This is a genomic window from Desulfobotulus pelophilus, assembly GCF_026155325.1.
GTDB classification, from domain to species: domain Bacteria; phylum Desulfobacterota; class Desulfobacteria; order Desulfobacterales; family ASO4-4; genus Desulfobotulus; species Desulfobotulus pelophilus.
On the sequence record NZ_JAPFPW010000001.1, the window covers coordinates 138,921 to 164,031 of the forward strand.

Consider the following 25,111-nt stretch of genomic DNA (forward strand, 5'->3'; position numbering starts at 1 on the left):
CAGTGCTTGCAGTATGGTTCGGTTTGTGGAGTCTGCCTCCCTTGGCTTCTGAATTCCGTGCGGGTGATGTTCTGGAGCAGGTCAGGCAGCAGCTGGAGTCCGGAGAGAATGAAAAGGCTCTGGAGCGGCTGCTGGTATTGGAAGCGGAACGGAAGGGGCAGTCTTTTTTCTGGCAGCTTCTCGGGATTGCCCGGCTCCGCATGCAGGACAGGGAAGGGGCTGCAGCAGCCTTTGCCAAAGGGCTGGAAAGGGATGACACGGATGCCCTTCTCTGGCGGAACCTGGGCTGGGCTTTTCATGGTATGGAACGCTGGGCAGATGGAAGAGAAGCTTTTGAACGTGCCCTTTCATTTTCGGGTGAAGGGGAAGATGCCTATGGTATGGCCCTTTGTCTGTACGGGGAAAAACGATTCCGGGAGGCCATGAACATTCTCATTCCATGGATGGAAGAGGACGGTGACGGAAGCAGAACCCGTCTTTTTCTCCATGCGGCCCTTGCGGCAGGTATTCCGGAGAAGGAGATTCTGGGAAGGGCCAGGGCGTTTACCCGGAATGGTGGGCATGCTTCAGACTGGCAGTTTCTTGCTCAGGTGGAGCATCTGGCGGGCAATCCGGGCAGGGCTGCCCTGGCCATGGAGACAGCCTTGGGAATGGGGCCTTCAGAGCCGGATGGCTGGGTGCAGGTGGCCAGGCTGTATGCAAGGGAGGGGCTTTTTGCTTCCGCGGCCAGAAGTCTTCAGAATGCAGGATCGGGGTGGGAGCAGGAAAGGGTGGGCTATCTCCTTGCAGCGGGAATTTACGGGGAAGCTCTGGATCTTCTGGAAAAGACCGGTGGCACGGAGGCGGGAATGCTGGAGGTCCGTATCCGTATACAGCAGGGAGATCCCCGTGCGGCCCTTGCCCGTTTGAACCGCATGGAAGAAAATCCGGAAGTCCATTACGCGAGGGGGCTTTGTTACTGGGAGTTGGGGGAATATGAAAAAGCCGGACTGTATTTTTCCAGGCTGTTGGAAAATCCCGCATGGAAAGAAGCTGTGCAGGGTCTTTCTGATCGTATGAAGAGACTGGAAAGCAATCCTTAAAATGGAAGCCTGTGTGCGTGCAGGCAAAAACAATAACAGGGGGGATGTATGCGAATCCGTATTCTTTCTGGGGTATGGTTTCTGATCCTATTACTGCATGGCAGTCCGTGGGCTCTGGCGGAAAAAGAGGGAGTGGACTGGCCGTGGCAGAACAGCGACCTGACTCCGGATCCGGCTTTGATTTATGGAAAGCTGGAAAACGGGTTCCGTTACCTGCTTTATCCGAATGATCATCCCGCAGGCCGGGTGCATATGCATCTGCTGGTCCGGTCCGGTTCCCGCCATGAAGCGGAGGGACAGCAGGGTCTGGCTCATTATCTGGAACATATGGCCTTTAACGGGTCCACCCATTTCCCGCCGGGAAGTCTTGTACCCTTTTTTCAGGAAATCGGTATGAATTTTGGCGGCGACACCAATGCGCATACAGCATTTGACCGAACGGTCTATGACATTGTGCTTCCGGAAGGACGGCCGGAAACCATTGCGAAAGGCTTACGAATCATGGCGGATTACGCAGGTAAACTCCTGTTTCTTCCCGAGGAAATTGACCGGGAACGGTGGATTATTCTTGCGGAGAAAAGGGACAGGGATTCTGCAGCCTATCGCCTTCATCAGGCGAAGCAGGCCTTTTTTCTGGAAGGGAGCCGCATACCGGAGAGGCCCCCCATTGGTCATCGTTCTGTGATACTGTCCGCTGGCCCGGACGATTTCAGGGCTTTTTATGACAACTGGTACAGACCGGATCGTATGGTGCTTCTCGTGGTGGGGGATATGGATCCGGCAGCCGTGAAGAAGGAAATGTACCCTGCCTTTGGTTTCCCTGAAAGGGGGCTGCCGGCTCCTGAAGAGCCTCCTGTGGGGATTCCGTTTCATGAGGGACTGCGGTTTTTCTGCCACCAGGAAGTGGGAAGCGGTGAGCTGAATATGGGGGTTTCAACGGTTGTTCCCATGGAAGTCCGCAGTCACACTTCAGAGACCGAACAGGAGGAGGTGCTGCGTTATATAGGTATGCGCATTCTGGGTTTCCGGCTGGAAAGGCTGAAGGAGGAAGGCCATTTGCCCGCATTGGCCACAGCAGCTTTTACCTATGATTTATATGGGCGTATTCGCATGACAGATATGCGGGTGATCTGCCGGGACGGGAATTGGGAGGACGCCCTGGAAGTGAGTGTCCGCACCCTGCGGGATGCACTGGTTCATGGCTTTGCACCGGCGGAGCTGGAAAGGGTGCGCAGGGAACTCATTGCCTGGTATGAAGACCGGTCTGATGCAGCGGCAAGGCAGAGCAGCCGGGAGCTGGCTGATGAGCTGCTCGAAGCTCTTTACAGCCATCGGGTTCCTGTGGCTGCTCCGGCCATGGCAGTTCATATGATTCCCTTTGTAAAAGGCGTGGGCCTTGATCAGGTCAACCGGGTATTCAGGGAACTCTGGTCCGGTAACCATCGTCTGGTATGGGTGACGGGAGAAGGGATGGGGGCCGGTCCGGATGTGGTGAAAAGCCGGATGCGGCAGCGGTATCTGGCTGCTGGCGATGGTTTTCCGCCAAAAATACCCTGGGAGGACGGGGCTGTTTTCCCTTATCTCCCGTCTCCGGAGGAAAGGGGCCGGGTGGAAAAGGTCTGGGAGGATCCGGCACTGGGTATCCGGGATGTGCTTTTCGAGGACGGGACCCTTCTGCATGTGAAGGCAACGGATTTTGAAGCAGGTCGTGTCAGGATGCGGGTGCGGTTGGGAACGGGTCGCAGCGGTGAACCGTGGCCGGGTCTTTCTTTTGTTGCGGCGGAGACACTCAATCTTTCAGGGACGGCTGCCCTTACCCGGGAGGATCTGGATGGGGCTTTGGCTGGTAAACGGATTTCTCTGCGTATGGGCATGGAGGTTGACCACCATTATTTTGACGGGGAGGCCCGTAAGGCGGAACTTGAAAATTTGATACACCTTCTCCGTGCACGGCTGGAGGATCCGGGATTCCGGCAGGAAGCACTGGATCTGGCCAGAGACCGCTATATTAGAAGTCTTGATCAGGCAAAGGGGAGTGTGGAAAGAACTTTTCGGCGGGAAAGTTCCTGCTTTTTTACCGGTGGTGATACGCGAATCTGTCCACCGGAAGCGGAGGCGGCGGGTGCATGGTCCCTGGATGCCATACGGGGGTGGCTGGCACCTTCTCTGAAAGGCGATTCTCTGGAAATATCCGTGGTGGGTGATGTGGACCCTCCTACGGTGGAGCTGCTGGTGGCCCGTATTCTGGGTCCAAGGTCTCTGCAATTCGGGCAGAATGCGGGTATGATGAGGGAGGCTCCGGAATTTGTGGAGGGATCATTCAGAAAACAAAGCGTGTCCGCCAGCCCCCCATCCAGCATGGTGCAGTGGGGGTTCCCCACGGGTGGAATTTCCTCCTCCCTGCAGCACAGAGGGGTTAATCTTCTCTCCGCCATTATGGACGAGCGGCTCAGGGAAGAAATCCGGGAGAATATGGCCGTAGCCTATGCTCCCTTTGCATGGCACTGGAGCCATCCGGCATGGCCGGAGTGGGGAGGGGTCATGGCGGCAGTGTCCGTAGCACCCGAGGCTGCCGATGAGGTGACAGGGCGCATTCGGGCCCTTGCCGCCGAACTCGGCAGCACCGGAGTGGAGCCGGCGTTGCTGGAAAGGGTGAGGGGGCCGCTGATCAACAGCCTGAAAACCCGGCAGCAGGATAACCGCTACTGGCTCCTGGCTGTTCTGGATGGTTCCGGGGCAAGGCCAGAGGTGCGCCAATGGGCCAGAACCCTCATATCCGATTACAGAACATGGAACGTGGAGGATCTGAGTGCCCTTGCGAACAGGATTCTGGATCCTGAAAAGGCCTCCTTTCTGCGCATGGATACGGAGAACGGAGAGAGGCATTTCTGGTAGAGAGTTTGTCCGAAAATAAAAGTTTGCAGCCAATAGTGCACAATATATGACAATGATAGGTTGGCAATGCAGGAAAATATTGTGTGCCGAGTTGTTCGGATAGGGATTTTTAGACAGGCTCTAAAGGGAGTGTCTGCTTTGAAGGGAGAAGGGCAGGGAACCGGCGTTGACATCTTCTGCCCCTGATTTTTTTGCCAGTTTATAGACATGGTGACCTGAAGCAGCTTTCCTTTTCTGGCAGTTGTTATGGAAAGCCTGTTTATGGTCCTGGCTTTTGGATGCTAAATGATGGGAGGCGTGCTAAGGTGACTTCATTTCTCCCTGCTAGTAAGGGTTGTTTGAAAGGTGGCACAGATGCGGGAATGGCGCACAAGGAGCAGAGTCTTTTTTTTATTTCTATGGCTTGCGCTCTGGGCCGGTGCCTGGGCGGATGATGGTTCAAGACACGCCCTTTCCCTGGGTGACAGCCCTATGTATGGCCCTGATTTCAGTCACTTTGCCTATGCCAACCCCAAGGCCCCAAAGGGCGGGACCCTGCGTATGGAAGCCTTGGGCAGCTTTGACAGTTTTCACCCTTTTATTCTCCGTGGCATGGCAGCCTCCGGTCTCAGCCTTCTTTTTGATACCCTCATGACCTCATCGGAAGATGAACCATTTGCCATGTACCCTCTTCTGGCCGACAGTGTAACGCTGGCGAAGGATGGCAGCTGGGTACGCTTTTCCCTCCATCCGGAAGCCCGCTTTCATGACGGGAGTCCGGTAAGGGCTTCGGATGTGGCCTTTTCCTTCAGAAAGCTGGTGTCGGAAGGCAGGCCCCATTATGCCAAATACTACAGGGATGTGACCGGTGTGGTGGTGGAAGATGAAAGGAGAATCCGTTTTGACTTCAGGGCTTCGGATAACCCTGAGCTGCCCCTGATCCTCGGGCAGTTTCCTGTTTTGTCGGAAAAGGACTGGGAAGGGGTGGACTTCGGGCGATCGGGTTTTCGGGTTCCCCTGGGAAGCGGTCCTTACAAGCTGGAAAGCCATGTGCCGGGAAGGCGGGTTGTGTATGTCCGGGATCCGGATTACTGGGGGCGGGATCTTCCTGTGAACCGGGGGCAGTATAATTTTGATGAGGTCAGTTATGAATATTTCAGGGATGCAACGGTGTCTCTTGAGGCCTTCAAGGCGGGATATTATGATCTGCGTCAGGAGTATACGGCGAGGATATGGGCTACCCAATATACGGGCGCTCCTTTCCGGGACGGACGCATTGTGAAAAAGGAAAGGAAGCACAGACTTCCTGCAGGGATGCAGGGCTTTGCCATGAATACCCGGCGTCCTCTGTTTCAGGATGCGCGGGTACGCAAAGCCTTACATCTTGCCTTTGATTTTGAGTGGAGCAATCGGGCTCTTTTTTATGATCAGTATACCCGTTCGGATAGCTATTTCAGTAATTCTGATATGGAAGCCAGTGGTTGGCCTTCGGAAGGTGAGCTGCGCTATCTGAAACCTCTGAAAGAGTTTTTGCCGGAAAAAGTTTTTGGAACCGTACCTCTGCCGCCTGGAAGTGACGGCACGGGATTCATGCGGGGCCATCTTCTTCATGCGGCAGCCCTTCTGGAAGAGGCGGGATACACCCTGCAGGGAGGACAGCTCCAGACACCGGAAGGAACACCCTTCCGTTTTGAAATTCTCCTCAGTAATCCGGCATTTGAAAGGGTGATGCTTCCCTATGTGCAGCATCTGCGGCGTTTGGGAATCCATGCGAGGGTGCGGGTAGTGGATCCTTCCCAGTATATTCATCGTATGCGCCGTTTTGATTTTGACATGACCGTTGCCGTTTTCCCCCAGTCCCTCTATCCGGGGAATGAGCAGCAGGATTTCTGGAGCTGTAAGGCGGCGGATACCCCGGGATCCCGCAATGTGGCAGGAATCTGCGATCCGGCCGTGGATGCTCTGGTGCAGGCCATAGCCACGGCCCCGGACCGGGATACTCTGGTGGATGCCTGCCGCAGTCTGGACCGGGTGCTGCGCCACGGTTATTATGTAGTGCCCAACTGGCACACCTCTTTTTTTCGGCTGGCCTACCGCAGTCATATTGCCATGCCCTATGAATATCCTCCTTATGGTCTGGGACTGTGGACCTGGTGGGACAGGAATGCCGGGTCATGAAGGGGCTCGGTTTGGAGAGCCGGTGCAGCGCAAGGGTCATGTGCAGACGGACTGAATAAGGGGCAGGGGTTGCGGATATGGCCGTACCTGTATGGGGGCTGGCTGAAAGATACTCCTGCCTGAGACTGAACCGCGGAGGTACGGATGGGTTCCTATATCACACGAAGGCTGCTGCTGATCATCCCCACACTGCTGGGCATTCTGACCATTAATTTTTTTGTGATTCAGGCTGCACCCGGTGGACCGGTGGAGCAGATGATCCATCAGCTGGAGGAGGGGGGAACTTCCCTCACATCACGGATTTCCGGTGTGGGAAGCTCTGAGGTGAGGGCGGCTACGGGCAGCCACGAATCGCGTTATCGGGGCGGGCAAGGCCTGGATTCTGATCTGGTGGAGCGTATTGAGGCCATGTATGGTTTTGACCAGCCCCTTCATGTCCGTTACGTTCGCATGTTGAAGGATTATCTCCTGTTTGATTTTGGAGAGAGCTTTTTTCGCAGTACCCCGGTGCTGAAACTCATTGGAGAAAAATTGCCCGTATCCATATCACTGGGTTTGTGGAGTACGCTGATTATTTATTTTGTTTCCATACCTCTGGGAGTGGTGAAAGCCCTGCGCCACGGATCCCGTTTTGACATATGGACTTCTTCCCTCATCGTGCTGGGCAATGCTGTGCCCGTTTTTCTTTTTGCCGTTCTTCTGGTGGTTCTGTTTGCAGGTGGTGCATGGTTGCAGATTTTTCCTCTGCGGGGATTGACCTCGCCCCATTTTTCGGACCTTTCGTTCTGGGGTAAAGTCGTCGATTATTTCTGGCATCTGGCCCTGCCCGTCACCTCCCTTGTCATTGGTGGTTTTGCCACCCTTACCCTTTTAACCAAAAATGCCTTTCTGGATGAAATCCATAAACAGTACGTGGTTACGGCCCGGGCAAAGGGGCTTTGCGAGCGCAGGGTGCTGGTGGGGCACGTGTTCCGCAATGCCATGCTGATTGTGATTGCTGGGTTTCCCGCTGCATTTGTGTCCATGTTCTTTACGGGCTCTCTTCTGGTTGAGGTGATTTTCTCCCTGGATGGACTGGGACTTTTGGGCTTTGAGGCTACCATGGGCAGAGATTATCCCGTTATGTTCGGAACTCTTTATATCTTTACCCTTCTGGGGCTCCTGCTCGGTCTCATCAGCGACATCACCTACTCTCTGGTGGATCCCAGAATTGACTTTGAAAGCAGGGAGGTTTGATGGCCGGATCAGGTTTTGTATCCGAAGGTTCTGCCGGTGTGCGACGCTGGCAGCAGTTCCGCTCGAATAGAAGGGGGTACGGGTCTCTGTGGATTTTTACGGTTCTTTTTGTTCTGACCCTTGGGGCCGAGCTGGTTGCCAATGACAGGCCCCTTTATATCTATTTTCAGGGAGAGCACTTTTTCCCCGTTGTGATTTCTTACCCTGAAACCCGTTTTGGCGGTGACTTTGCCACAGAAGCGGTGTACAGGGATCCGCATGTGCGGAAACTGATTGAAAAGGGTGGCTTCATGCTGTGGCCGCTCATTCCATTTTCCTATGAAACCGTTCATTTCGGCAGGAGTCATGCGTTTCCTGCGCCGCCTTCCTCCGAAAACTGGCTGGGAACGGATGATCAGGGCCGCGACGTGATGGCCCGACTGATATACGGGTTCCGGGTGTCTGTTCTGTTCGGCATCTGCCTGGCTGGCCTTGGCTCTGCCATGGGTATTCTTGTGGGTGCCGTGCAGGGGTATTTCGGGGGCTGGGTGGATCTTGCGGGGCAGCGCATGGTGGAAATATGGTCCGGTCTTCCCGTTTTGTATCTTCTTATTCTTTTATCCAGCCTCATTATGCCGGATTTCTGGTGGCTTCTCGGTATCATGCTGCTGTTCGGCTGGATGAACCTGGTGGGCCTGGTCCGGGCCGAATTTCTGAAGGGCAGGAATCTTGAGTATGTACGGGCGGCCAGAGCTCTTGGCATGGGACACGGTCGGGTCATGTATCGGCACATCCTGCCCAATGCCATGGTTGCGGCCCTGACCTTCCTTCCCTTCCAGGTGAGTGCGGCCATCGGTTCCCTTACGGCCCTGGATTTTCTGGGGTTTGGCCTGCCACCGGGTTCGCCTTCCCTGGGCGAGTTGCTGGCACAGGGCAAGGCCAATTTACATGCTCCCTGGCTGGGTATGGCTGCTTTTATGGTGCTGGCGCTTCTTTTAAGTCTCCTTGTTTTTATCGGTGAGGCCGTACGGGATGCCTTTGATCCCAGGCTGGAAGGATAAGTATGCATGCTCCCCTGCTCTCCATACAGGATCTCCGCATTGCTTTTCATAGAAAAGAACTTTCCCCACAGGAAGTGGTGAAGGGGATAAGTCTGGATATTCATCCATCGGAAACCCTCGGTCTTGTGGGGGCCTCCGGTTCGGGCAAGTCCCTTACGGCCCATGCCATTATGCGGCTTCTTCCTCCTCCTCCCGGGTGCAGGGTTTCCGGCTGTATACGTTTCCGTGACCGTGATGTGTTGTCCATGGATGCTCCGGAGCTGAAGGCCATCAGAGGCAACCGTATTGCCATGATTTTTCAGGAGCCCATGACGGCCTTGAATCCCTTGCATCGGGTTGGAAAGCAGATCGGCGAAGCATTGGACGTCCATGGCACGGTTTCAGGGAAAAAAAAGATTCAGTGCCGTGTACAGGAACTTCTTGATTATGTGGGTATTTCCGAACCCCACCGCCGTATGCAGGCCTGGCCCCATGAGCTTTCCGGCGGTCAGCGCCAGCGGGTGATGATAGCCATGGCCATTGCCAATAAACCGGATCTTCTCATTGCTGATGAGCCCACCACAGCTCTTGATGTGACGGTTCAGGCTCAGATTCTGGAACTCCTTGTACGGCTTCAGAAGGAAATGGGGATGGCCATTCTGATGATTTCCCACGATCTGGGTGTGATCCGCCATGTGGCCGACCGAATGGCTGTGGTGGAGGATGGGCGTATCGTGGAAGAAGGGAAGACACGGGATATTTTCAATGGGGGCGGGGATCATGCCTGTACCCGGAATCTTTTGATTGCTGAAGTCATCGATCCCCTTCCTTTTTCAGAGTCCGGTGGGAATCCTGTACTGGAAACCTCCGGTATTACTGTGCGATTCCCTTTGAGAAGGGGATGGTTTGGGAAAAAAAAATGGTTTGAAGCGGTTTGTGGTGCCGGTTTTACCCTGCATCGAGGGCAGACGCTGGGACTGGTGGGGGAATCTGGATCGGGCAAAACCAGTCTGGGGCTTGCTGTTCTCAGGCTTTTGGCCTGTGAGGGGCGAATTTTTCTGAACGGAAAGCCCATCCATGGGTTGGCTCAGAAGGAGATGCGCCCTTTGCGCCGCTCCTTTCAGGTGGTTTTTCAGGATCCCTTTGCAAGCTTGAGTCCCAGAATGAGTGTGGGCGAAATTATCAGTGAAGGACTGGCCGTACACCGTATCGGGGACAGAAAAAAACAAGATGATAAAGTGGTAAAAGTGCTCGGTGAAGTGGGGCTGGATCCTGATATGCGTTTCCGTTATCCGCATGAGTTCTCCGGAGGCCAGCGTCAGCGCATAGCCATCGCAAGGGCGCTGGTTCTGGACCCGGATGTGCTTGTGCTGGATGAACCAACATCTTCGCTGGATCGGGCCGTTCAGTTCCGGGTGCTGGCACTTCTCAGGGAGTTGCAGCAGAAACGGGGACTTGCCTATCTTTTTATATCCCATGATCTCAAGCTGATTCGTGCCATCAGTCATCAAATAGCGGTAATGAAAGACGGGTGTATCGTGGAGCAGGGAGAGGCGGAGTCCATTTTTGAAGCACCCCGGCATGGATATACGCGCAGTCTTTTGTCCGCTGTTCTGACTTGACAGCAGGCCCGGAAGGCGTTTGTCGCCGTGTTTCTCACCGTACAGCATAGGCCATTTTGATCTCCGTATTTTTTCCCCTTTGACTGACGGAGGGCAAGAGAAGGGCCGTTTTCTTTTCCCGCGAAAAACATCGTTCTCTATAGGGTTTTACGATTATAAAAGTCTTGACAGTTCCTGTTTATGATTGTTATTTGAAGGTATCTTCATTTTTAAAAATTGGTGGGGCCATTCAATGGAACCCTTGTTTTGTTACCTTATTTTAGTGTGGCTACGGATTGAAACAGTGTTCTCTTGGTGAGGGAGGTTCTTATTTCTCGGATCGATAAGCAGGATAAGTACCAGCGGATTCTGCAGGCAGGCATAACGGTGTTCGCCCGGCGGGGAGTGTTCCGGGCGACCATATCGGAGATTGCCAGAGAAGCCGGTGTGGCTGACGGAACGATTTATCTCTATTTTAAAAATAAAGACGATATTTTAGCCCGTTTTTTTGAGGCAAGGGCTGATGATATTTTTTTGCGTTTCCGCAAGGCCATTGATGGGGCTGGCACGGCAAGGGAAAAATTTGCGCGTTTGATTACCTGCCACCTGGAAGCCTTTCAGGAAGACAGGGAAATGGCCGTGGTCTTTCAGGCCGAAAGCCGGAAAATTCATGCCATGGCAGAGCAGGTGAATGCCATCTCATCCCGTTACAGGGAGCTTATCGCGGAAATAATTGAAGAAGGTCAGGCGGAAGGTCTTATCCGGAAAGACCTGTACCTGGCCCTTGTGAAAAGATTCATTCTTGGTGCTGTGGATGAGGTGGTCAGTACCTGGGTGCTTGCCGAAGGGAAGTATGATCTGGTCAGCATGGCAGACCCTCTTGTGGACCTTTTTATTCGGGGCATTGGTGCTGGTTCCGAGGACTGATGCGTCGATTGAATTACAATTTTTTTTATGCCTAACCTGAAAAACCAACACACACAACCAGCAAGGAGACCGGAAGATGGCGCAGCTGATTTCTGAAAGACGGGATGTGGACTTTGTTCTGCATGAACAGCTTGAAGTAGGCAAATTTGCCGAACAGGAAAAGTTTGCGGATTTTAACAAAAAAACCGTGGACATGATTGTCAACGAGGCAAGAAACCTTGCCATTAAAGAACTTCTCCCCACCTGGAAGGATGGAGATACTATTGGCTGTACCTTTGAGAACGGTAAGGTACGGATTCCTGAATCATTTGAACGTGCCTATGATCTTTTGAAAAAGGGTGAATGGACAGCCATGAGCGAGGACCCCGAGTGGGGTGGGCAGGGCATGCCGAAAACCGTAGCCCTTGCAGCCAGTGAATTTTTCAACGGGGCTAATTATCCGTTTATGATGTATCCGGGACTGACCCATGGCGCAGGCAAGCTGGTGGAAACCTTTGGCACGGATAAACAGAAGCAGCTTTTTCTTAAAAAAATTTATACCGGGGAGTGGTGTGGCACTATGCTTCTCACGGAAGCCTGTGCCGGTTCGGACGTGGGAGCCCTTGAAACCATGGCTTACCCCCAGTCCGATGGAACCTACAGGATTGTAGGTAACAAGATCTTTATATCCGGAGGTGAGCAGGACCAGCTTTCTGAGAACATTGTTCACCCGGTGCTGGCACGCATTGAAGGTGCTCCAGCGGGTACCAAAGGCATTTCTCTCTTCCTTGTTCCCAAATATCGCGTCAATGACGATGGCAGCCTGGGTGCTTTCAATGATGTGGTTTGCACAGGTATCGAGCACAAAATGGGTATCCATGGCAACTGCACCTGTTCCCTTGCCCTTGGAGGTAAGGATGACTGTGTTGGTGAACTTCTTGGTGAGCCCAACAAGGGAATGGCTCACATGTTCCTCATGATGAATGAGGCCCGCCAACTGGTGGGAATGCAGGGTTTTGCCTGTGCATCCGCAGCATATATGTACTCGTTGAATTATGCGAAAGAGCGCGTTCAGGGTGCTCTTCTGACCAATCCCAAGGCCGGTGGCGTTCCTATTATCCAGCATCCGGATGTGCGGCGTCAGCTTATGATGATGAAAAGTTATACCGAAGCCATGCGTTCCATCCTTTATTATCTGGCTTACTGTGATGATATGGCTCATCTGGCGACAGATCCGGAAGAAAAAGAGCTGTATGAAGGGCTTGTTGAAGTACTGACGCCCATTGGTAAGGGATATGTGACGGACCGTAGTTTTGATGTGGTTTCTCAGGGTATGCAGGTATACGGAGGGTATGGGTTTATTGAGGAATATCCGTTGGCCCAGCTGCTTCGTGATGTGCGCATCACCCTGATTTATGAAGGGACCAACGGTATTCAGGCCATGGATCTTCTGGGGCGCAAGCTGGGTATGAAAAAAGGTAAAATTTTTATGTCGCTCCTGCAGAAGATCGGTGCTGCCGTTGCCGAGGCCAAAGGCGTTGATGCCTTGGCACCCCTGGCTGTCCAGACCGAAGCCAGCCTGAACAAACTGGGCGAAGTGGCCATGCACATGGGGAAAACCGCCATGAGTGAAAAGGTCATGACCGCCTTCAGTTTTGCTCATCCTTTTCTCGATGTGGTGGGAGACCTCACCGCCGCATGGATGCTTCTGTGGCGGGCTACCATCGCTCAGTCAAAGCTGGGGAAGAAGAAAAAGGAAGATGCCTTTTATAACGGTATTATTAAATCTGCAGAGTTCTTTATTTTTAATCAGCTCCCGGTGGCCGATGGGAAAATGAATGCCATTCTTCGCATGGCGGATGCTTCCGTTTCCATTGAAGAAGACTCTTTCCTTTCCTGAAAAAAGCCGTATATGAAAAATGAGGGCGGGTTCCTCGGGAATCCTGCCGGTATTCAACCGGGGCTTTGTCCCCGGTTTTTTTTTAAAAGAACTGTTTTTTTCGGGGGCACGGAGTGGAGGGCACGGGGAAGTGGCAGGGACCACCACCCATGGATGTCTCTGCGGAAAAAGATTCGCAAAAAAAGACGGAGAGTACCGAAAAACAAGGAAGGGCCGGAAGCTGTTTGCCGTTTTTTTACTTGACGGAACCGCATTTTCTTTATTAAGTGTGTTCCGATCCATATACCCAGCGATACTGCGGAAATAAATTCGCATCATAAAAGTTTTTGGTCTGTAACCATTTATCAATTTCAGGACTTAGTCAGGGGAAGGAATGATTCCATGGAACCATTGATTGCGCCCGCGCAGTACACGTTTTTAGGCATCCCCACGGTATTGTTTTCCGTGCTGATACCAATCGTGGGTATTGCTTTGTTTACTTACATCATGGCCAAGCGGATAGCGCCGCTGACCAGAGCCCGCAAGGATGATCGTTTCGACGCCATCCCCCAGCGCATCTGGAATGTGGCTTTGATCTGGCTTGGTCAGATCCGTCAGCCCCGTTACATGATGGGCGGCGTGCTGCACATTCTTATCTTTTTCGGTTTCCTTGTGCTGGCTCTTCGGTCCATGAGCCTTGTGGTGATTGGTGTGATTCCCGATTTTGCCCTGCCGGGATTCGGCCATGATCAGATTATCGGCATGGTATACAATGTTGCTAAGGATTATGCGGCAACCATTGTCTTCATTGCCTGCTTTGTGGCTGCCATCCGCCGTGGTATTTTCCGGCCTGAGCGCTATGAGGTTCCCGCACGCTTTGGAAAAGATCATACTGCTGAAGCTGTATTTGTTCTCTGCATCATCATGACCCTTATGGTTTCCGAGTCTCTTTTTGAGGCTGCCATTGTTGCTGCCCAGATCCAGACCGGTGCCCATGCCCACTTTCTGCCTCCGGGAAGTCTTCCCTGGTTCCTGAAGAACAGCCTGCTGACTACACCCATGGAGACTCTGCAGACTCTGCATGTGGCGGCTTACTTCATTCACGATTTCACCTTCTTTTTCTTTCTCTGCTTTTTGCCTTTGGGCAAGCACTTCCATGTTATCACCTCACTTTTCAACGTCTACTTCATGCGGATCCGGAGAGGGAATATCAAGCCCATCGAGTATGGTCTGAGTGCCGAGGAGATGGAAAACCTGAAGTCCATTGGTGTGAAAAAACTGGAAGATTTCACCTGGAAGCACATCCTTGATTTTTACACCTGTGCTGATTGTGGCCGCTGTTCTGATCAGTGCCCGGCGAATACCGTAGGTCGTGCCCTGTCTCCCCGCTTTATCTCTATTAAAGGTCGTGAAGCGGTCTTCAATACCTATCCTCTGTCCGGTCCCATTCTGAAGAGTGAAAACCTGATGGGCAATGTCTATGAAGAGGATGAAATCTGGAGCTGTACCACATGTGGTGCCTGTGAGCAGGAATGCCCCATTGGTATTGAATACATAGATAAGATTGTGGATTTACGCCGGGGCCTTGTTGATGATGGTGAGGTTCCCCAGACCCTTCAGAAGCCCATGCAGGCTCTTGCCAAACGCGGGAATGCCTGGGGTAAAATGGAGAAGAAGCGTGCTGACTGGACCAAAGACATTGCGGAGGAATGTCCGGTCAAGGTTGTGGAAGGAGAAACGGTCAACACGCTGTATTTTGTGGACTCCATTACATCCTTTGACGACCGCATGGTGAATATTGCCAAGAGCACATCCAAGCTGCTGCAGGCTGCCGGTGAAGATTTCGGCATTCTTGGCAAGGCGGAAAAGGATTCCGGCAATGAGGTAGTCCGTTTTGGTGAGGAATTCCTGTATCAGGATTTGAAAAACCATAACATGGAGCAGATCCAGGAGTCCGGTGCCAAGCGTATCGTAACGGCAGATCCCCATGCTTTCAATGCCCTTAAAAACGATTATAACCTGTCCATTCCGGTGGAGCACATCAGTTCCGTTATCACCCGCGCCGTGAAATCCGGAAAAATCAAGCTGAAGCCCGTTGAAGATGCAACAAAGGTTTACACCTACCATGATCCCTGTTATCTGGGACGTCATAATGGCGTGTATGAGGATCCCCGTGCAGCCCTCAACGCAATTCCGGGTATCCGTACCGTTGAGATGCTGAAAAGCGGAGATCGTTCATTCTGTTGTTCCGGTGGTGGTCTGATGCTGTTCTATGAACCCCACGAAGAAGAGCGTATGGCTGTTCTCCGTGTGAAGATGGCAGCCAAGGCAGGGGCGAGTGTGATTGTTACGGCCTGTCCTTTCTGTCTGGTTAATATGGAAGATGCCATTAAGGTTGCCGGTTATGAAGGTAAGATGGAAGCTCTGGATCTGGCGGAGCTCATTGAGCAGCATATGGTACGATAAAGCCCATGTCCGGTACCGGAAGTCCGGTACCGGATTCGGCCAGGGGGTTTTGCTGTCATGATTCCATAGGGAACCCTGAGAAAAAGTTGGCCAAACATTATTTTAACTGGGAGGAATTCATGGAAATCTTGGTATGCGTCAAGAGAGTTCCCGATACTGCGGAGAACGAAATTGAGCTCAACAGTGCGGGGAATGACATCGAGCGTGATGATCTGGTTTACTCTGTCAACGAGTGGGACAACTATGCCGTTGAAGAAGCTATTCAGATTGTAGACAAGGTTGGCGGAACGGTTACGGTTGTAACCGTAGGTGATGAAGATGCAGACGAAGTTCTTCGCCGTGAGATGGCCATGGGTGCCCAGAACGGTATCCTTCTCAATGATGAAGCCTTTGAGGATTCCGATGCCATGGGTGTGGCCACTCTTCTGAAGGCTGCTGTGGAAAAAGGTAAGTATGACCTGATTCTGACAGGTGCCCAGGCCGATGCCGGTTATGCTGCCGTTGGTGGTATGCTGGCAGCCATGATGGATCTGCCCTATGCTTCTCTGGTAAACATGATTGAAGTGGGTGACGGCAAGCTGACCGTTGGTCGTGAAATTGAAGGCGGCAATCAGGAAATTAATGAGATTGAGCTGCCCTGTGTGCTTTCCATTCAGACCGGTATCAATGAGCCCCGTTATGTGGGTATTAAGGGTATCCGTCAGGTTTCCGGTATTGAAATTCCGGAATATGATGCTGACGCTCTGGGTGTGGACCCTGCCACGGTGGGTGCCGCAGGTGCCAAGACCAAGAGGGTTGATTATTTCATCCCCGAAACCGGTGAAGGTGCGGAAATGCTTACCGGCAGTACGGAAGAAATCATTGCTAAACTCATTGACATCATGAAGGCGAATGGAGGGCTGAAGTAATGGCAACTGTATATGCTTTCGTAGCGCATAATGATGGCGTTCTGGATGATTCTGCAGCTGAGCTTGCCGCTGCCGCCAAGAAATTTACCGATGCACCTGTAACAGCCATTGTCAGTGGTTCCGGCGTGGATGCAGCTGCTGCCAAGGCAGCCGAACTTTTTCCTGCTGTATGGAAGATGGATGCTGCCGAGCTGGCCTATCCCAATGCGGAAGTGGTTCGCAAGGCCCTTCTGAACAACCTGGATGCCGGTGCTGTGGTTCTGATGGCCCACAACACGTTTGGCATGGATTTGGCCCCCGGCCTTGCTGTTAAAACCGGTGGTGCTTTTGTGGCCGATGTTGTGGCTATTGAAGGCGCAGACGGAGATACCCTGAAGGTTGTCCGCCAGGAATTCGGTGGTGTGGTTTCCACTCATGTTACCGTTGATATGTCCGCAGGTGCTGTGATTACCATCCGTCCCGGTGCTATTGCTGCTGAAGAAGGTGCTGCTGCTGGTGGTGCCGTTGAAGAAAAAGCTGTTGGTGATGTTTCCGCCAAGCGTAAGTTTATCGAAGTCCGTGAGCCTGAGGCCGGTGATGTGGATATTACCAAGGCGGAAGTTCTTGTTTCTGTCGGCCGTGGTATTGAAGATCAGGATAACATAGAGCTGGCCCATGAGCTGGCCAAGGCCATCGGTTCACAGGCAGAGGTTTCCTGTTCCCGTCCCATCGTGGATGCCAAGTGGATGGACGCTTCCCGTCAGGTAGGTACCTCCGGTAAAACGGTTAAGCCTAAGGTTTATCTTGCCATGGGTATTTCCGGTTCCTTCCAGCACATGGGTGGTATCAAAGGTGGCTTGATCATTGCCGTCAACAAAAACCCCAATGCTCCCATCTTCCAGGTGGCTAATGTGGGTATCGAGGCAGACATTCTTGAGTTCATTCCTGAGCTGACCGAAGCCCTTGGGGAGCTGTAAGAATAAGAGTCTTGTAGTCTGAGTCTTTGTGTAAGCAAGAAGCCGGAACCTTTTTTTGTGAGGGTTCCGGCTTTTTTGATAATGAAGAAAATACGGATCATGGAATGATGACTGAGGATAGTCACACAAAGGAGCGTAAATGACAGATGCATCTTTGCTGCTTTTACAATATGGCCGAAAAATGCATGCGGCAGGTCTGACGACTGGTTCCGGTGGCAATCTCAGCATGCGGGTTCAGGACGGTGTTCTGATAACGCCCAGTGCCATGGATTATGGGGATATGGGAGTTGATGATCTTGTGCTGGTGGACCTTGACGGCAGGGTGCTTCAGGGCAGGAGGAAGCCCTCCAGTGAATTGGATTTTCATCTTTGCCTATATGGCGCAAGACCGGATATCCGAGCGGTAGTGCACACCCATTCCCCATGGGTAACTACCCTTGCCTGTCTGGGCTGGCCGCTTCCTGCCGTGCATTATCTTGTGGGCTTTGCAGAAAGAAGCGAGGTTCCCGTGGCTCCCTATGCAACTTTTGGTACCAGCGAGCTGGCGGAGCAGGTAGTTCGCGGGATGGTAGGTGGAAAAGCTCTTATTCTTGCTAACCACGGCCTGGTTGCCATCGGGACGGATTTGAAAGAAGCTTTTAATATTGCAGAAGAAATAGAGTTTGTTGCGGGGGTCTATCTTCGGGCAAAAGCGGTAGGGGAGCCGGTAATTCTGGATGAAAAGGCCATGGGGCCGGTTCTTACAAAATTTAGAAGCTACCGGAACCCCTTGTAGTACGGCAGATGAATGGGGGGGCGTTGGTTTATGGTTGTGGTTTTTTCCCTTTGTCCGTGACCTCATCCTCCGCCGGAAAAAGAAATTCAGAAAGTTTTTCGCAAAGATCTTCTGGCCAGACCTCGCTGTGGAGAAAGATTTCCCTTTCTTCGGGTGTAAAGCTGTTGCGAACATTGGCAGGAAGATTTTTGAAAGCCTCTTCCCGTTTTTTATATTCGCGCGTTCCGAATGTATTCTTTTGCATGCGAAAACTCCATTGTAAAGCTGCAGAACCAGAGGCAACTGCATGGCAGAAGACCTCTGGTTCTTATGTAATGATTTGTATAGAAGTGCTGCACAGTGATGAAAGGACGTCTTTTATCAGGCGCTTTGCTTCCTGTAGTCAGGGCGTGCGTTTTTCCTTGGTGCCAGAGCCTTGACCGATACGCTGCGGGTTCCCAGAGGGATATCCCGGATATGTTTTTTCAGGAGAGCCGCAATGTCCGGTTCCACGTCCACAAAGGAGAACTCCCGGCGCATATCAATTTTACGAATACGGGTTGCCTGAATTCCGGCTGTTTTTGCAATAAAGCGGCTCATGGAAGCGGGGGTCAGCCCATCCAGTGTGCCGGCATTGACAAAGCAGCGGCACAGGCTGTTGTTGCGGCCGGAGGAAGGGGCCTGACCAGACTTCTGGAAAGGCCGGGCCGTTCTTGGTGCATTCATGGGTGCATCCAGTTTTTCATGGGCGCCGGGCAAATTGCCAAGGGTCGGGGCATGGGCAGCAAGCAGTGCACGGATAAGGTCTTCCCTTGTGCAGGAAGCCATGTGTTTTTCTGCATCTTCCATAAGGGCCGCATCCACAGGCTGATTGTTCTGAATGGCTTCCGCAAGGTGGCAAAGCTGGCGTTCCTGGATTTCTACCGGATCGGGCAGGGGGCTTGGCACAAAGGAAAGGCCTGCTCTTCTGATAATGGCTGCCATGCGTCCCCGTTCTTCCGGAGAGATGAGGGCGACGGCAATGCCGCTGTGCCCGGCACGGGCTGTTCGGCCCGATCTGTGGGTATAGGTTTCGGATACTTCGGGCAGCCGGTAGTGAATGACCAGAGGAAGTCCTGGGAGATCGATGCCTCGGGCTGCCACATTGGTGGCAACGAGAAGACGGAAGCGGTCCGTGCGGAAACGGTTGACCGTTGTTTCTCTCTGGGCCTGAGAAAGGTCACCATGCAGGGCTTCGGCAGGAAAGCCCGATGCTGTCAGTCGTTCAGTCAGTTCCTGAGATTCTTTGCGTGTACGGCAGAAAATCAGGGCGCGGGCACCGGGGTGGGCCTGCAGTACACGAAGCAGTGCAGGGAAGCGGTGGCGTTCCCGTATGCAGTGGCAGATATGTTCCAGCCGGTCCGGTGATTCGGGGCTGTCTTCGGCCCGTATGACAGCCGGTTTTCTCAGGAGAGTGAAGACTTCAGACTTAATGGAGTCCGGCAAAGTGGCGGATACCATGGTACGGATATGTTCTTTTGGCAGATATTCCTGAATCTTATGAATATCTTCAAGAAAGCCGGGCGTAAGAAGTTCATCTCCTTCATCCAGAACAAGACGCTCAACGGAAGAAAGATCGGCATCTCTGCGGGCGGCAAGATCAAGAAGCCGACCGGGCGTAGCCACAAGTATGGATGGTTTTCTGCTCAGGGCGCGGGCCTGAAGACTGATGCTGGATCCTCCGTAGGCAATGCAGACGCCAAAACCTGGAATCTGGGAAGAAAAAGCGGTAATGGCTTCGCCAACCTGAATGCATAGCTCCCTTGTCGGGACAATAACCAGGCCTCGGATGCCTTTTGTTTCGGGTGTCTCCGCGAGATGGTGGATCATGGGCAGACCGTAGGCGGCTGTCTTTCCAGTTCCTGTTGCAGCAAGAAGCAGTGCATCCTGCTCCGGGTTAGCCAGCAGATGGGGAATGGCCGAGCGCTGGATAGGGCTGGGGTCGCTGAAGTTTTGAAGGTTGAGTGCATCGAGAATACGGGGGTGAAGATTAAATTCTGAAAAAGTCATGAATATTCCTGAAGATAAGATGAAGCGTGACGGGCACGCTTTCCGGTTCAGGGGAAACTCCCCTTCCGGTGGGTGAAGGGATGACCCGCACCACGTAATGGTTCCGTGGTTATGGGAGGGGTGCCATCCCCGACCTTCAGGAAAAGTAGTATGTTTTCAGCAAGGCCCATCCAAAACGGCATTTGGATATGTAGTATGGTTTGCATTAAAATGCAAGAAAAAAAGACCTGCTGATGTTGGTCTCTTTTTTAGTAAGGAGGTACGTTTTTGGATGCGGGAGAATGAGAGATAATACTATGGGGGGCAGGGTCCGTAAAATTTTGAAAGTGAATAATTCGGCCGGTCTGGCTGGAGTGGCAGGGTTTCTTGGTATGGCTCCGGCATAAGACAGGTTGGGATCCGGCCGGTCAAGGAGCCATTTTCTGATACGTTTTTCCCCTTACCCTTTCGCTGTGATGGGAGAGACGGTTTTACAGGATCTGAGGGCAGGTTTCCTCGCCTTGTTTCAGGGCTAAACGAGTACGGTCAGCCCTGAAACAAGGGGTAAATGAGAAAGAGGGCCAGAGCTTTGTGGCCCTGAAATTCAACTCGATCTGAATAAAAAAGCGGGTTGGGTCATGAGGCCCCGAAATCTTGTCTCAGCTCGTGTGCAGCGGTCACCATGGCCCTGAGGGCAGCGTTTACTTCCTCTTCCCTGCGGGTTTTGAGTCCGCAATCGGGGTTGACCCAGAGGCGTTTCGGATCAATGACGTCGAGCAGTACCTGCAGGGTATGAAGAATTTCATTTTTGTCTGGAACCTGAGGAGAGTGGATATCGTAGACACCCGGCCCGATATCTCTGGGATAGGGGTGCTGGCGCAGCTGATCCACAAGGCTCAAGGCGCTTCTGGATGCTTCAATGGTAATGACATCTGCATCAAGGGTATCAATGGCGTCCAGAATATCACCGAACTCACTGTAGCACATATGGGTATGGATCTGGGTATCCGGGCGCACCCCGTCATGGCAGAGCCGGAAGGCATTGACCGCAGCTGTGAGATAACTTTCCCACTGGTTCTTTTTCAAAGGCAGTTTTTCTCTTAATGCGGCTTCATCTATCTGTATAATCGCACAACCCCGGGCTTCAAGGTCCAGAACTTCATCTCTTATGGCCAGTGCCAGCTGGAACAGGCAGTCTTGCTGACTGATGTCTTCACGGACAAATGACCAGTTTAGAATGGTGACCGGTCCCGTTAACATTCCTTTTACGGGTTTTTCCGTACAGTTCTGAGCAAATTGCCATGTGTCAACGGTCATGGGCCGGGGCCTGTTTACATCTCCTAGGAGAACGGGAGGTTTGACACACCGGGTACCATAGGACTGTACCCATCCGTTTTTTGTAAAAAGAAAGCCTTCCAGCTGTTCTCCGAAGAATTCGACCATGTCGTTGCGTTCAAATTCTCCGTGAACGAGAACATCAAGGCCCATGGATTCCTGCAACAGAATGGTATCCCGTATGCGTTGTTGAATGAATGATGTGTACTCTTCCATGCTGATGTCGCCATTTTTGAAGGCCCTGCGCCTGGAGCGTATGTCGGCGGTCTGAGGAAAGGATCCGATGGTGGTGCAGGGAAAAAGGGGAAGCTTCAGTCGTTGAGACTGACTTGCCCTGCGGGTGGCCTCATCGGGAAAACGGCGGAATCCTTGTCCTTTCAAGGGTTCTGTTTTGCGTCGTACATCGGGCAGGACCCGCCCCGGGATGCGGGCTGCCTGCTCCAGTCTCTGCTGATTCTGCAGGAAGAGAGGATGGAACTCCGCCTTGTCTTCGCCAAAAAGAGTGGCAATCTCTGTCAGTTCTTCGAGCTTTTCTTCAGCAAAGGCAAGTGCCCCGAGCGTTTCAGGGCTGAGGTCGGTTTCAGGTCCCAGAGAGTAGGGAAGATGCAGCAGGGAGCAGGATGGAGCCAGGACAAGACGATCGGAAGAGACGATGGCTGCAATGCGGCGGAGAAGAGCCAGACTTTTTTGATAATTATTGCGCCAGATGTTGCGGCCGTTGATGATCCCTGCGGTGAGAATTTTGTCTTCAGGAAAGCCTTCCTGCTCAAGGCTTGTGATGGTGGAGATCCCTTCCACAAAATCAAGCCCTATGCCCTGAACCGGAAGCGCATACAGGGTTTTTAACAGGGGGCTGGCATCACCGAAATAGGTTTGTAGCTGAAGGCTGACGCCGGCATCGGGATCGGCAAGGGATTCGTACAGGGAAATAAAAAAGGCTTGGTCTTCCTCGCTTACATCCGTAACAAGACAGGGCTCATCCAGCTGTACCCATGTGGCTCCAGCTGCGCCCAGTGCCCGTATGAGTTTCCGGTATGCTTCGATCAAGGGGGCTGCGATTGTCTGGGCTGAGGTTTTGCCGGAGAAGCGTGTAAGGCGTAAAAGTGTGTAGGGCCCTGGAAGAACAGGCCTTGTATGGAAGCCGTATGCAAGGGCTTCTTTAAACTCCGTGAGGGGCTTGTGCCCCATAAGGCCGATGGTGCTGCTGTCGTCTACCTCAGGGACCATATAGTGGTAATTGGTTGTAAACCATTTTTTCATGGCAAGGGCTTTGGCTTTGTGGCCGTTTTTTTCATACCCCCTTGCCATGGCAAAGGTGCGGATTATGGGGTCCTGGGGCAGGGAACGGAAACGTTCCGGGATCATGCCGAAAAGAAATGCCGTATCCAGCAGGGTGTCATAGTAGGAAAAGTCGTTGGAAGGTACGGATTGAATGCCCTTTTCATGCTGTTTCTGCCAGTGCTGCCAGCGGAGATTTTTTCCTTCCTGCAGCAGTTCATCTGCCGTGACGGATCCTTGAAAGTATCGTTCTGCGGCTTTTTTCAGCTCCCTGTTTTTCCCGATTCTTGGGTAGCCTATGGTGGTAACTGTCAACATGCCTGCTCCTTTATGAGTAGTTTTTTATATCAGGATATATTGATTTATTGAAGTGTGCAAGGGTTTTCAGGTTTTGTCCCCATCATCAGAAAAATTTTGGTGTTATGGAGTGCAGAGAGAAGGGCGGTGTTCAGGGTTGTTTATGGCTGCTGGAAGAGGATGGTTCAGATGATAGCATCCTTTATGATGAAGGGTAATCCAGTGAATTCTAAAAGGAGGCCAGGTAATTTACGGAATAAAATCAGAGGTGCAGGGACGAATGGGATGGCAAAAAACACTTGCGCATGAAAATAATCTGGCTTATACCCCCTCCATGCACTGGATGTGCCTTTATGGGTTCCGATAAAAAAGCAGAGCGCTCACTGAACCGGGTTTGATGGGCTCTTTGTGCCCCGCAGCCTTTTTACCGGCAGCAAAAGCGGGGTACGGCTTGCCACGGATATGGAAAGAAACGTGCCGTATGGTAATTTTCTCCGGTCAGCCTTCAATGCAAAGGATCGGGCCAGAGAGAAATTTTCTTTTTCCGGATTCCGGCCTTGTGTGGGGCCTTTTATGCTGTGAGATCAGGCAGGGGCGGAAACAGGGGCGAGCGGCCTGATTTTATAGCCAGTATCTCAGGCTGATGAACAGGATGCAATAATGTGGAATAGGCGCCGTAAAGATTTGGATGGAGCCAGTCCTGTTGAACAAGCGGGCTGGAGCAGCCTTTGACTGGTTTGCAGGAGATCCCTGCATTAATAAGGATGAAGCAAAAGGAGAATATGCATCTATGAACGCATCATGGTTGGACAGCCTGGAAGAGTGGGTAACCATTGCCGGCTCCTTTGTTTGGGGAGCCCCACTGCTCGTCCTTCTGGTTGGAACAGGGTTCTGGCTGACCTGGGCATTGCGGGGCATTCAGATTTCAGCCCTTATGCATGCTCTCTATCTTGCCCTTGTCAAACGCAGGGAAGATGAGGAGGAGGATGGAGATATTTCCCATTTTCAGGCGCTGATGACGGCACTGTCCGCAACGGTTGGTACCGGTAATATTGCTGGTGTTGCAACGGCCATTGCCATTGGAGGGCCGGGGGCTCTTTTCTGGATGTGGGTGACAGGGCTTCTGGGCATGGCAACGAAATATGCCGAAGCCGTTCTGGCCGTCGTCTATCGAGAAAAGGATGAAAAAGGTCAGATGCGCGGTGGGCCTATGTACTATATTGCCAAAGGAGTCGGCTGGAAGTGGATGGCTGTGCTTTTTGCGTTTTTTGCCAGCGTGGCAGCCTTTGGAATCGGTAATATGGTACAGTCAAATTCCGTTGCGGATGCGGTTCGCACTACTTTTGGTGTTCCTGTGTGGATTACGGGACTTGTGCTGATGGTGCTGGTGGCCACAGTGGTTCTGGGAGGCATAAAAACCATCGGAAGGGTCACCAGTATTCTGGTTCCTGTGATGATTGTTTTTTATATGGTGGCTTCCATAGCCGTACTTCTTTTGTTTGCGAGAGAGATTCCAGAGGCTTTCAGGCTGATTTTTGTCCATGCCTTTTCACCAATGGCTGCTACGGGTGGCTTTGCGGGCTCCGTTCTCATGCTCACCATACGAATGGGGGTTTCGAGGGGACTTTTTTCCAATGAATCAGGCCTCGGCAGTGCTCCCATCGCCGCTGCTGCAGCCCAGACGGCTCATCCCGTCACACAGGCTCTGGTGTCCATGACCCAGACCTTCATCGATACACTGGTTGTATGCACCCTTACGGGTCTCGTTCTGATCCTGACGGGTGCATGGTCTTCCGGAGCCACGGGCGCTTCTCTTACGGCGGGTGCTTTTGAACTGGCACTTCCCGGACTGGGTTCCTATATTGTTACCTGCGGCCTGATACTTTTTGCCTATTCAACCATGCTTGGATGGTGCTATTATGGTGAAAAATCCATAGAGTATCTTCTTGGAGAAAAAGCCGTACTGCCCTATCGGGTATGTTATGTTGTGTTTGTTGCCATTGGAGCCACGCTGAAACTCGAGTTGGTATGGGGGCTTGCGGATCTTTTCAACGGGCTGATGGCTTTCCCGAACCTTGTGGCTCTTCTGGTATTAACCCCGGTGGTTGTCCGGTATACTCAGGAGTATTTTCGGGATGTGCGCCCTTGAAAGGGCAGGAAAACCAGCTTCGGTATCCGCCCGCGCATGAATGAGGGAGTTTCGGGTGCTGTTACGTATGATGAATAAGATTATCTGCCCTGATGGAGATGCGTGAGCATCGGTGGATGGGGGTGTCGTGCCGGAGACGGGATGGGACCCCCTTTTTTTATTTTT

The 25,111-nt window shown here is 52.5% G+C and carries 16 protein-coding genes; 13 read left to right on the forward strand and 3 right to left on the reverse strand.

All coding sequences use genetic code 11. From position 1 onward, the window contains the following. The first annotated feature begins 41 nt into the window (after window positions 1–41). The 12 genes from OOT00_RS00725 to OOT00_RS00780 all read left to right on the forward strand — a co-directional run bounded on the left by OOT00_RS00725 (window position 42) and on the right by OOT00_RS00780 (window position 17,880). A complete protein-coding gene (locus tag OOT00_RS00725) occupies window positions 42–1,082 on the forward strand; it encodes a tetratricopeptide repeat protein (RefSeq protein ID WP_265423370.1) in 1,041 nt (346 codons plus the stop codon). 48 nt (window positions 1,083–1,130) lie between these two features. Continuing rightward, the gene (locus OOT00_RS00730) at window positions 1,131–3,977 is read left to right on the forward strand and encodes a M16 family metallopeptidase (protein ID WP_265423371.1); all 2,847 of its coding nucleotides are present in this window, start codon (window positions 1,131–1,133) and stop codon (window positions 3,975–3,977) included. A 354-nt stretch (window positions 3,978–4,331) separates the two neighbouring features. After that, entirely contained in the window at window positions 4,332–6,134 is a 1,803-nt protein-coding gene (locus OOT00_RS00735) for an extracellular solute-binding protein (protein ID WP_265423372.1), read from the forward strand. A 144-nt stretch (window positions 6,135–6,278) separates the two neighbouring features. Beyond that, window positions 6,279–7,370: a microcin C ABC transporter permease YejB gene (locus tag OOT00_RS00740; protein WP_265423373.1), complete on the forward strand. Its 1,092-nt coding sequence runs from the start codon at window positions 6,279–6,281 to the stop codon at window positions 7,368–7,370. Then, a complete protein-coding gene (locus tag OOT00_RS00745; protein WP_265423374.1) occupies window positions 7,370–8,410 on the forward strand; it encodes an ABC transporter permease in 1,041 nt (346 codons plus the stop codon). The genes OOT00_RS00740 and OOT00_RS00745 overlap by 1 nt, the downstream gene beginning before the upstream one ends. A 2-nt stretch (window positions 8,411–8,412) precedes the next feature. Continuing rightward, window positions 8,413–10,011 carry an ABC transporter ATP-binding protein gene (locus OOT00_RS00750; RefSeq protein WP_265423375.1) on the forward strand — a complete coding sequence of 533 codons (1,599 nt, stop codon included), beginning with the start codon at window positions 8,413–8,415 and terminating at the stop codon, window positions 10,009–10,011. Between the two features lie 294 nt (window positions 10,012–10,305). Then, a complete protein-coding gene (locus OOT00_RS00755; protein WP_265423376.1) occupies window positions 10,306–10,917 on the forward strand; it encodes a TetR/AcrR family transcriptional regulator in 612 nt (203 codons plus the stop codon). A gap of 76 nt (window positions 10,918–10,993) precedes the next feature. After that, complete coding sequence (locus OOT00_RS00760; protein WP_265423377.1) at window positions 10,994–12,796, forward strand: acyl-CoA dehydrogenase; 1,803 nt, start codon at window positions 10,994–10,996, stop codon at window positions 12,794–12,796. A gap of 381 nt (window positions 12,797–13,177) precedes the next feature. After that, window positions 13,178–15,241: a (Fe-S)-binding protein gene (locus OOT00_RS00765; protein WP_265423378.1), complete on the forward strand. Its 2,064-nt coding sequence runs from the start codon at window positions 13,178–13,180 to the stop codon at window positions 15,239–15,241. Window positions 15,242–15,360: 119 nt separating this feature from the next. Next, window positions 15,361–16,149 (forward strand): electron transfer flavoprotein subunit beta/FixA family protein, encoded by a 789-nt coding sequence (locus OOT00_RS00770; protein WP_265423379.1) that lies wholly within the window; start codon window positions 15,361–15,363, stop codon window positions 16,147–16,149. Further along, on the forward strand, window positions 16,149–17,105 hold the full coding sequence (locus OOT00_RS00775) for an electron transfer flavoprotein subunit alpha/FixB family protein (protein WP_265423380.1): 957 nt from the start codon (window positions 16,149–16,151) through the stop codon (window positions 17,103–17,105). The genes OOT00_RS00770 and OOT00_RS00775 overlap by 1 nt, the downstream gene beginning before the upstream one ends. Before the next feature lie 139 nt (window positions 17,106–17,244). Continuing rightward, on the forward strand, window positions 17,245–17,880 hold the full coding sequence (locus OOT00_RS00780) for a class II aldolase/adducin family protein (RefSeq protein WP_265423381.1): 636 nt from the start codon (window positions 17,245–17,247) through the stop codon (window positions 17,878–17,880). A 28-nt stretch (window positions 17,881–17,908) separates the two neighbouring features. On the opposite strand, the gene OOT00_RS00785 is transcribed toward OOT00_RS00780, so the two are convergent. From OOT00_RS00785 to metE, 3 genes are all read right to left on the reverse strand, one after another. Next, window positions 17,909–18,124 carry a hypothetical protein gene (locus OOT00_RS00785; protein ID WP_265423382.1) on the reverse strand — a complete coding sequence of 72 codons (216 nt, stop codon included), beginning with the start codon at window positions 18,122–18,124 and terminating at the stop codon, window positions 17,909–17,911. Window positions 18,125–18,240: 116 nt separating this feature from the next. Continuing rightward, a complete protein-coding gene (locus tag OOT00_RS00790; RefSeq protein ID WP_265423383.1) occupies window positions 18,241–19,908 on the reverse strand; it encodes a DEAD/DEAH box helicase in 1,668 nt (555 codons plus the stop codon). 615 nt (window positions 19,909–20,523) lie between these two features. Continuing rightward, entirely contained in the window at window positions 20,524–22,818 is a 2,295-nt protein-coding gene (gene metE / locus OOT00_RS00795; protein ID WP_265423384.1) for a 5-methyltetrahydropteroyltriglutamate--homocysteine S-methyltransferase, read from the reverse strand. 682 nt (window positions 22,819–23,500) lie between these two features. Between metE and OOT00_RS00800 the strand changes: the two genes are divergently transcribed. Further along, window positions 23,501–24,946, forward strand: coding sequence for an alanine/glycine:cation symporter family protein (locus OOT00_RS00800; protein WP_265423385.1), 1,446 nt, complete (start codon window positions 23,501–23,503; stop codon window positions 24,944–24,946). Window positions 24,947–25,111: the final 165 nt, after the last annotated feature.

Coding starts and splice junctions, on each gene's coding strand:
- OOT00_RS00735 (WP_265423372.1), top strand. CDS start 4,332: ATGCGGGAATGGCGCACAAGGAGCAGAGTCTTTTTTTTATTTCTATGG.
- OOT00_RS00765 (WP_265423378.1), top strand. CDS start 13,178: ATGGAACCATTGATTGCGCCCGCGCAGTACACGTTTTTAGGCATCCCC.
- OOT00_RS00740 (WP_265423373.1), top strand. CDS start 6,279: ATGGGTTCCTATATCACACGAAGGCTGCTGCTGATCATCCCCACACTG.
- OOT00_RS00745 (WP_265423374.1), top strand. CDS start 7,370: ATGGCCGGATCAGGTTTTGTATCCGAAGGTTCTGCCGGTGTGCGACGC.
- OOT00_RS00790 (WP_265423383.1), bottom strand. CDS start 19,908: ATGACTTTTTCAGAATTTAATCTTCACCCCCGTATTCTCGATGCACTC.
- OOT00_RS00785 (WP_265423382.1), bottom strand. CDS start 18,124: ATGCAAAAGAATACATTCGGAACGCGCGAATATAAAAAACGGGAAGAG.
- metE (WP_265423384.1), bottom strand. CDS start 22,818: ATGTTGACAGTTACCACCATAGGCTACCCAAGAATCGGGAAAAACAGG.
- OOT00_RS00780 (WP_265423381.1), top strand. CDS start 17,245: ATGACAGATGCATCTTTGCTGCTTTTACAATATGGCCGAAAAATGCAT.
- OOT00_RS00750 (WP_265423375.1), top strand. CDS start 8,413: ATGCATGCTCCCCTGCTCTCCATACAGGATCTCCGCATTGCTTTTCAT.
- OOT00_RS00730 (WP_265423371.1), top strand. CDS start 1,131: ATGCGAATCCGTATTCTTTCTGGGGTATGGTTTCTGATCCTATTACTG.
- OOT00_RS00775 (WP_265423380.1), top strand. CDS start 16,149: ATGGCAACTGTATATGCTTTCGTAGCGCATAATGATGGCGTTCTGGAT.
- OOT00_RS00760 (WP_265423377.1), top strand. CDS start 10,994: ATGGCGCAGCTGATTTCTGAAAGACGGGATGTGGACTTTGTTCTGCAT.
- OOT00_RS00770 (WP_265423379.1), top strand. CDS start 15,361: ATGGAAATCTTGGTATGCGTCAAGAGAGTTCCCGATACTGCGGAGAAC.